Origin of the sequence: Roseofilum reptotaenium CS-1145 (assembly GCF_028330985.1) — a bacterium.
Lineage (GTDB): Bacteria > Cyanobacteriota > Cyanobacteriia > Cyanobacteriales > Desertifilaceae > Roseofilum > Roseofilum reptotaenium.
In genome coordinates this window covers 20,488-27,820 of the sequence record NZ_JAQMUE010000016.1, presented here as the reverse complement: position 1 = coordinate 27,820, position 7,333 = coordinate 20,488, and the positions used below count along the sequence as shown (strand labels likewise).

At 44.7% G+C, this 7,333-nt stretch carries 10 protein-coding genes and 1 pseudogene; 7 read left to right on the top strand and 4 right to left on the bottom strand.

What is annotated here, in order from left to right; translation table 11 throughout:
- Positions 1–742 (bottom strand): annotated as a pseudogene (locus tag PN466_RS01775) (hypothetical protein); the annotation flags it as partial.
- Positions 743–919: 177 nt separating this feature from the next.
- Here PN466_RS01775 and PN466_RS01770 point away from each other — a divergent pair.
- Entirely contained in the window at positions 920–1,579 is a 660-nt protein-coding gene (locus PN466_RS01770; RefSeq protein ID WP_271936464.1) for a hypothetical protein, read from the top strand.
- A 103-nt stretch (positions 1,580–1,682) separates the two neighbouring features.
- Here PN466_RS01770 and PN466_RS01765 read toward each other — a convergent pair whose 3' ends face one another.
- The gene (locus tag PN466_RS01765; RefSeq protein ID WP_271936462.1) at positions 1,683–1,997 is read right to left on the bottom strand and encodes a hypothetical protein; all 315 of its coding nucleotides are present in this window, start codon (positions 1,995–1,997) and stop codon (positions 1,683–1,685) included.
- Positions 1,998–2,088: 91 nt separating this feature from the next.
- On the opposite strand from PN466_RS01765, the gene PN466_RS01760 reads away from it, so the two are divergent.
- From PN466_RS01760 to PN466_RS01745, 4 genes are all read left to right on the top strand, one after another.
- Positions 2,089–2,925, top strand: coding sequence for an SDR family oxidoreductase (locus PN466_RS01760; protein WP_271936460.1), 837 nt, complete (start codon positions 2,089–2,091; stop codon positions 2,923–2,925).
- Between the two features lie 70 nt (positions 2,926–2,995).
- The gene (locus PN466_RS01755) at positions 2,996–3,778 is read left to right on the top strand and encodes an endonuclease/exonuclease/phosphatase family protein (protein WP_271936458.1); all 783 of its coding nucleotides are present in this window, start codon (positions 2,996–2,998) and stop codon (positions 3,776–3,778) included.
- 93 nt (positions 3,779–3,871) lie between these two features.
- On the top strand, positions 3,872–4,207 hold the full coding sequence (locus tag PN466_RS01750) for a hypothetical protein (RefSeq protein WP_271936457.1): 336 nt from the start codon (positions 3,872–3,874) through the stop codon (positions 4,205–4,207).
- Positions 4,208–4,393: 186 nt separating this feature from the next.
- A complete protein-coding gene (locus PN466_RS01745) occupies positions 4,394–5,221 on the top strand; it encodes an ion transporter (RefSeq protein ID WP_271936455.1) in 828 nt (275 codons plus the stop codon).
- Positions 5,222–5,231: 10 nt separating this feature from the next.
- On the opposite strand, the gene PN466_RS01740 is transcribed toward PN466_RS01745, so the two are convergent.
- Entirely contained in the window at positions 5,232–5,597 is a 366-nt protein-coding gene (locus tag PN466_RS01740; RefSeq protein ID WP_271936454.1) for a YkgJ family cysteine cluster protein, read from the bottom strand.
- 153 nt (positions 5,598–5,750) lie between these two features.
- On the opposite strand from PN466_RS01740, the gene psb30 reads away from it, so the two are divergent.
- Both psb30 and PN466_RS01730 read left to right on the top strand, forming a co-directional pair.
- Positions 5,751–5,882, top strand: coding sequence for a photosystem II reaction center protein Ycf12/Psb30 (gene psb30, locus PN466_RS01735; RefSeq protein WP_271936453.1), 132 nt, complete (start codon positions 5,751–5,753; stop codon positions 5,880–5,882).
- Positions 5,883–5,971: 89 nt separating this feature from the next.
- Entirely contained in the window at positions 5,972–6,280 is a 309-nt protein-coding gene (locus PN466_RS01730) for a PepSY domain-containing protein (RefSeq protein WP_271936452.1), read from the top strand.
- 105 nt (positions 6,281–6,385) lie between these two features.
- On the opposite strand, the gene PN466_RS01725 is transcribed toward PN466_RS01730, so the two are convergent.
- Positions 6,386–7,261 carry a Tab2/Atab2 family RNA-binding protein gene (locus PN466_RS01725; protein WP_271936450.1) on the bottom strand — a complete coding sequence of 292 codons (876 nt, stop codon included), beginning with the start codon at positions 7,259–7,261 and terminating at the stop codon, positions 6,386–6,388.
- Between the last annotated feature and the right edge of the window lie 72 nt (positions 7,262–7,333).

Sequence of the window (7,333 nt, the reverse complement as noted above, 5' to 3'; positions counted from 1 at the left end):
CTGGTTCTGGTACAGGCGTTTCTGGTGGAGTTTCACTTACTGGTTCTGGTACAGGCGTTTCTGGGGGATCGGCCCATAAATCAGAAACAACTTCTGGGTAAAATAAAGGACTACTCTTAGAATCACTCGCTTCCACATCAACCGTATCCACCTTTTCTGGAGGCGTTTCAGAAGGGGGGGGACTGGCTACAACATCTAAAGCCGGGTTTTGAGGTGGAGGCGTTTCTGATAAAGGTTCTGATGGAGTAGGATCGGGAACCGTTGAAGGAGAATTAACCGTTACGCTCGGAGTCATATATTCCCAGAGAGAATTTCCTTGGGAGCGTAAGCGCAGTTGCAGTCCTATTTCATAGGTGGCTTCTCCTACCGGTTGCCATTTGGGAAGCGATCGCACCATTTCCCCAACTTTCATCATCTGAGCGGCTTGCTGAGTTTGAGCCGCTCGCCCTCCTAATAGTCGAGCGCGATATTCTCTTAACCAGTCTAGCCATTGATCCGAATTGGTGCGATCGCCTAATTTTTCAAAAAAGAGTCCCACCCTCTCCGCTGGCCATCCCTGATCCACTCCCTCCATTAATTGCCGAAATAAAAACTCATAATCTGCTTCACTCAGACGCGGAAGGACTTCTGCTGATGAACTCTGATGCAGATCGGATTCTGTGGAACTCCCGGTTAAGATCTTCCCTCCAGGATTAAAGATTTGCCCCAGTAAACTCTTGAACCATTGCCAAAGCTGCCTCATGATCTCCCCATCCTGTTGCACATTTAGCCTCTTTGATAGATTAGCAGTTTTTGGATTGGGCTGAATCGGAAATGCAGAAGATTATCCGGTCAGTCCGGGAGTCAGTGGTTAAGATGTGATTAAAATAGCTATAGCGCCCAGCGCTATTATTCAATGAGCCTAATCTTGGAGAATGGTATGTACTCACCGTTTCAGAGTCAAGCGATCGCCTGGAGAATAGCGGCAGGATGGATCAGTGCTGGGAGTGTTTGGTTACTTGGTCTTTCTCCAGTTCAAGCCCAATTTGCTAATCCTAACCGTCCCACATTTTTTCAAGAGGGTTATCAACAACTGCAAGAAGAGGTACAACGACTGCAAGCTTCTCCTGACGATCGCCCCCTTTTAACTGTTGATACAGGTAAACTGCAATGGCAACATCTCATTTCGCGGGCAGGAGAATTCCAAGTCTGGATGCCCACAGGTCTTTCTACCCACGAACAACAGTCGATTCTTACTGTGGTGGGCAATTTAGCCTTTGAGGTATTGACGACGAATCAGGAAAAGTCTCGCTTTATTGTGGCGTTTTCCGATCAACAAACAGAAATTGCTCATCAAGGTGAGGCAATTCTCGCTCAAGTCTTGGATGCCATTGTCCAAGATACCGGTTTTTCCGTTCAAGAGACGATGGGAAATGATCGTCAACAGGATGTAGTTTTAAATAATGGGCAAGAGAATATTCAACTGCGAATGATGGTGATGGGCGATCGCATTTATGTCTTGGGGGTAGGTTATCAGGACACTCAAATCAAAGCGCTAGATATCGAGGCCTTTTTCAATTCTTTTCAACCCTTATTTTAAGGATTGGATGCAACGCTGCCTTCTCTCGTTCGTACATTGGGGGGGGCACGGATAAAAGTGCCCCAGATTCAGTTGTCCAGATAGAGATTAACAAGAGACAGGGTTAAGCTAACAATAATGTTTTCGGCGAGAACCGCCTGTCTGAGAGTTCTTCTTCTGGTTGTCGGTTATGAGCTGCTCTCACCAATAGACGGTTGCTTGGACAAACTTCCATTTCTCCAGCTTGCAGGGCATATCGCCATTGCCGCCCTAACCGCCAAGCCCGGAATTTAAAGATATTCCATCGGGGGTTAGAAGGATAGAGCGCAAAGCCTGCTCTAAGTGCAGGAATATGTTCTGGAGAAAGATCGGTATGGACGTTAATTGTTTCCGTCAGTGGTATAACAGCAGCAGCGCGGTGTTTGATGGTCTGAGTCACTCATTGTACCCCCTGCTTGTTACTACCAATACCTTTTTAGTATATAACAAATTGTGAAGTTTATTCAAGAGGCCCAAGGTAGAAATTAGGGATGAAAATTGCAATTATTGGATGTGGTTATGTCGGAAGTGCATGTAGTCGATATTGGCTCGATCAAGGCCATCAGGTAACGGTGACGACGACGACACCAGAGCGGGTAAGGGATTTAGAGGAGATCGCCAATCAGGTTATGGTCTTACAAGGAAGCGATCGCTTACAACTGAAGAAAATCATCCAAGATCAAGAGATTATCCTCCTCAGTGTAGGCGCAAAACGCACCAACCGCGGCCCAGATGCTTATCGGGATACCTATTTGGGAACCGCTCAAAGTCTAGTTTCTGCCCTGGAAACTGCACCCCAAGTTCAACAGATCATTTATACGAGTAGTTATCAAGTGTATGGCGATCGCCAAGGGAATAGTGCCGATGAAACGATCCCAGTTGCTCCTGTCTCTGATAATGGTGAAATCTTAGCCGAAACGGAGCGGGTACTCCTAAGTGCCCAAACTCTAGATCGTAAGGTTTGTATTTTTCGTCTTGGGGGAATTTACGGACCGAACCGGGAATTAATCAAAATTTATCGCACCATGGCAGGAACTGCTCGTCCTGGAACAGGACAAGAAGCCACCAATTGGATTCACCTAGAGGATATTGTGGGGGCGATCGCCCACAGTTGCCAGCACCGGTTGCACGGTATTTATAATTTAGTCGATGATGCCCATTTAACTCGCCAAAACTTTCTTGATCGCCTATTGAGCTTACATCACTATCCTGCTGTTACTTGGGATGCCAGCTTACCCGATCCCAGACCCTATAATGTTTGGGTTTCCAATCAGAAAATTAAGGATGCCGGTTATTCATTTCGGTATAGCGATCGCCAATTCAATTAACCCGGAATACCTCAAGTAGAGGCGAAAATTTGTTCGCCTCTACTGCCTACTGCCTAATGCCTATTGCCTAATGAAACTTAAACTGATTACCGCTAATCTTCGCTACGATAAACCTGACCCAGGGAATTCTAATTGGCAGGTGAGACGAGAGGCTGTTGCTGGGTGGATTTCCCAAGAGCAACCCGATATTCTGGGAACTCAAGAATGTTTAGCACATCAAATGCTCGATCTACATCGTCGCTTACCCGAATATCAGAGTATCGGGTGCGATCGCCAGGGGAATGGTGGTGGAGAATATTGTGGGATTTTCTATCATCCCCAGCGCCTAACTTGTTTGGAATCCGGTGAGTTTTGGTTAAGCGAAACGCCAGATATTCCCGGTAGCATCAGCCCAGAATGGGGTAATCATCAATCACGATTTGTTACTTGGGGTAAGTTTATTAGTGCTGAAAATCAACAGATTATTGTTTTGAATACGCACCTAGATTATAACAGTGCTCTAGCCAGAGATTTGGGTGCAAAATTAATTTTAAATCAACTGAATCAATGGCCAGATCAACAATCCTATCGGGTTCTCATGGGAGATTTTAATGCCTCTCCCCAAAGTCAACTCAGACAAATGTTAGCCCAAGGTTCGAGTTTCGATCGCCCTTGGTTAGATGCCTTAGCAGAGGTTCCCCTAGAAGAACAAAATACTTATCATGAATTCACCGGTAAAGCTTGGGATGCGGTCGATACTATTTACTATGATGCTCGTTGCTCCCTCTTATCTGCCAGAGTCGAGAGATCGCCATGGGAAGGGGTGTTAATCTCCGATCACTTTCCCGTAGTCGCACAAGTGTTACTCAGATAACGGTCAGCCGCACGACAATATGGCATCATTGATCAGAATCCCTAGGGCCTCAACCCTAATTGGGATATTAACCTATTGAACTGTTTTAATATCATGAAATTTCCCTACTTCATCGGTAGCGTCATGGGTTTGGCGATCGCCAGTACTGCCTTCTTCGGTGTTTCTGCTCAAGCTTGCTTTCTTAGTAAGTCTCCGACTCAAGGAGCCGGAGAGAACCAGACTTCTGCTGCTCCCACCAGTGATAGGGCTGAACCGACTTCCGCTAGTCAGATCGCTAGCTCTACTTCCACCCATCATGTTCATGACCATACTCATATCACAGATGGGGCTAAAAATAAGCCGGTTGCTATGATTGCCGGTTTAGCGGGAATCGCAGGATTCGGTGCTGTGGGAATGATGATTAAAGGCAAGGATTCCCTTCCGCGTTAACCGTGAAGTGACTGAAATTCCTGAACTTGACGATGCAAACCGTTGTTAAATCAGTAACAACTAATGTAGATGCCAATCGGGAAGTGGGCGATCGCACCCTAACCTCCGTTGGCTGATCCGTGAGTGGTAGGGTGGGCCATTATCCACCCTACTTGATAATGCTTTAATTATTCATGATTAATTATTTTGACTTCTCAGCTCATTTCCCCACGTCAAACCCTCAATCAATGGTTGGGCATTGAAACTCTACTCGGGAAAATTTTCAATCTCACCATTATTACACTCGTCCTGATCTCTGCTGCCATTTTCGTTATCCAAACCTACAATCTTCCCCCCGATCTCGATCGAGTTTTAGATCTAGCTAATACCTGGATTCTCCTTCTCTTTATTTTAGAATATCTGTTGCGTTTCTGGTGTGCCGAACAGAAACTAGAGTACTTCTTAAGTATTTATTCCCTGATTGACCTATTGATCTTTATCCCCTTTATCTTCGGGGTATTCGACATCGAAATCGGATTCTCCAAAACCCTGATTTGGTTTCGGATCTTGCATCTCCTCCGCTATCTGGGAGCCAAAACATTTCTCGGCATCATTAACTCAGAAAATAACCTGATTGTTACCCGCATCTGCTTTACCCTCTTTTCCATTATTTTCGTCTATTCTGGGTTGATTTATCAGATTGAACATGTCATCAATCCCCAATCCTTTCGCCATTTTTTCGATGCTCTTTACTTCTGCATTGTCACCATGACAACTGTCGGATTTGGGGATATTACTCCCCTTTCTGAAGCCGGACGTTGGATCACCTTAGCGATGATTTTAACCGGAATTTCCTTAATTCCTTGGCAAGTCGGAGATTTAGTCAAACATTTTGTTAAAGAGTCCCAAAAAGTGCGAGTGGAATGTCAAGACTGTGGTTTATTATTTCACGATCCAGACGCTAGGTTCTGTAAACATTGTGGCTCTAGTTTAGTTGAGGAGAGGGAATACTCGAACACTATTCGTCAAGAGTAACCGTAAATATCTAATCCTCTTGTGTCTCTAAACCGACTTCGCGGCGAAATCGGATCAACTCCAAGGAGCGATCGCCATAAACCCCCTCAATTTGCTGCTCACAGCAATCGATCGCAAAATCATTCAATTCCTGCGAGTCAATACCAAACATCCTTTCATAGACATCTGGTTGTACCCGACAGAATTGGGGACGGTCTGGATAAATGGTACATTCTTTGGTTAAATGATCGAAGTGGATGCACCAGCCATCAGGGGCTACCAAACTATAGTAGAGTTCTAACTCACTAGGGGATAGGTATTGGTCTAGATCCGGGCGCTCATCTGGATCGAGATGGCAGCACGCACCACACTGTTTAATACAACGCCAAGTTGCCATAAAGCTACTCCGTAAGCTGAATTGGGGAATTGGGCTAAACTTTATTGAGTTTTGTTAACTTCCTTAAAGCTTGGGGTCGATCCCCATGTAAAATCAGAAGTTGCATTCTATCTAGTAATTGCATCAACTCCTAGGGTTGAGAGTGGAGGAGACATGGATTTTATCACAAACTTGTTCACAGGGATCGATTGGATACTCATAGCACAGCTATTAATGCTAACATTAGTAGTGGTAGCTGGCCCAGCCGTTATCTTTGTTCTATTTTTGCGAGGTGGCGACCTCTAATTATCGTTCACTCCTTACGCACTAAAGCCCGATATAGTCGGGCTTTTTTTAATTAGCGCTATAACAATTTGAGTCTATAAGGGCTAATCATGGCTAAACTTACCATTCGTACTCTACACAAAACCCTCGCTCCCATTGTCCTACTTCCCTTGTTTATCACCGTCTTTACAGGGGTTTCCTACCGGTTGGCAAAAGATTGGTTTGGACTCAGCCGCGATCAGGTGCATATCCTCATGGTGATCCATGAAGGGGAATATTTCGGTAAATCTTTTGAATCCTTTTATGTTTTGCTCAATGGCTTGGGTTTGCTCTGGATGTTAATTACTGGGTTAACAATCTTAATTAACCATTGGCGCAAAGAGTGGCGTATGAAAACAAAAGCCATGAGTAGGGAATAGGGAATGGGGAATAGGCAATAGGGAATGGGGAATAGAAAATTTCTTAATTCTCTCTTCCCTCGCTATATTGCCTGTTACCTAGAGCGAAGCGCTATATTGATGAACTCATCGTTCTTGCAGTAACCAAAATCCCGCAAATGATTCTGATTCAGGATTGGACTGAATAGCGATAAAATGAATTCCTTTGGACTGCTTTTTAGCTTGTTCTAAGTTTTCTCCTTCTTTTAATAATTGGGGCGTATTCAAGTTAGCCAAAATCCAACTTTCGTTCACTCCAGTTTCCAGTAATAACCTAGGTTTCTTGCTCCTATCTTCTCGATTTTCCATCACTTTGAGAAAGGCTAATTCTAGACCAGACATCCATCCAGCCATGGGAATGGCGCGGGAGGAAAAGAGGATAATACCAGGAATGGGAGTTGTATCTGATAATTCAAATGGACTTAAGGGAAAAGACTCTCCAAAAGCAATTTCCCATTCGGGCATCTCGGCAAACGCTTGTGCTTCTAGGCTAACCAATGCCCATTTTTGACCTAGGATGGCATCTGGGAGTGATTGGGCGATCGCCGATTCATATTTTACAGAAGGCGAAGAGGCTGCCTTGGCATCATAACCCGCTTCTTGGGGATAGACTTCTGTTTCTCTCTGTTGTATCCACTGATACAAAGTTAACGTGCGACGACTGGGCGCTGAAGGAATCGCCAAATCCTTACAAGCTTTGACAATCATGTTATTCATTTGTCGGCGAAAGAAGCGGATCTTACTCGGCCGACTGGGAGCTTGCTCCATGGCCTCTAACAGAGCAGTCTTTAATTCTCCTGAGTTAACGTTACTACTCGGACAAAACCGAGAATACCGAAATAAGCTTTCGGGGTCAGTCGCGATCGATAATGGAGTTTCACAAATCAGAATTTCCCAAACTTTCTTATTATTTTCATCTAGAATAGGGCGGGAGTAAAAATCGAGTTCCCAAATTGTTTTCATTGAATCAACTAACCAGTAACAGTCCAAATGTAGAGCAATTGTCAAAGTAGGAGGTGGAAAGAAAAAGCACAG

Coding starts and splice junctions, on each gene's coding strand:
- PN466_RS01770 (WP_271936464.1), top strand. CDS start 920: ATGTACTCACCGTTTCAGAGTCAAGCGATCGCCTGGAGAATAGCGGCA.
- PN466_RS01760 (WP_271936460.1), top strand. CDS start 2,089: ATGAAAATTGCAATTATTGGATGTGGTTATGTCGGAAGTGCATGTAGT.
- PN466_RS01755 (WP_271936458.1), top strand. CDS start 2,996: ATGAAACTTAAACTGATTACCGCTAATCTTCGCTACGATAAACCTGAC.
- PN466_RS01750 (WP_271936457.1), top strand. CDS start 3,872: ATGAAATTTCCCTACTTCATCGGTAGCGTCATGGGTTTGGCGATCGCC.
- PN466_RS01740 (WP_271936454.1), bottom strand. CDS start 5,597: ATGGCAACTTGGCGTTGTATTAAACAGTGTGGTGCGTGCTGCCATCTC.
- psb30 (WP_271936453.1), top strand. CDS start 5,751: ATGGATTTTATCACAAACTTGTTCACAGGGATCGATTGGATACTCATA.
- PN466_RS01730 (WP_271936452.1), top strand. CDS start 5,972: ATGGCTAAACTTACCATTCGTACTCTACACAAAACCCTCGCTCCCATT.
- PN466_RS01725 (WP_271936450.1), bottom strand. CDS start 7,261: ATGAAAACAATTTGGGAACTCGATTTTTACTCCCGCCCTATTCTAGAT.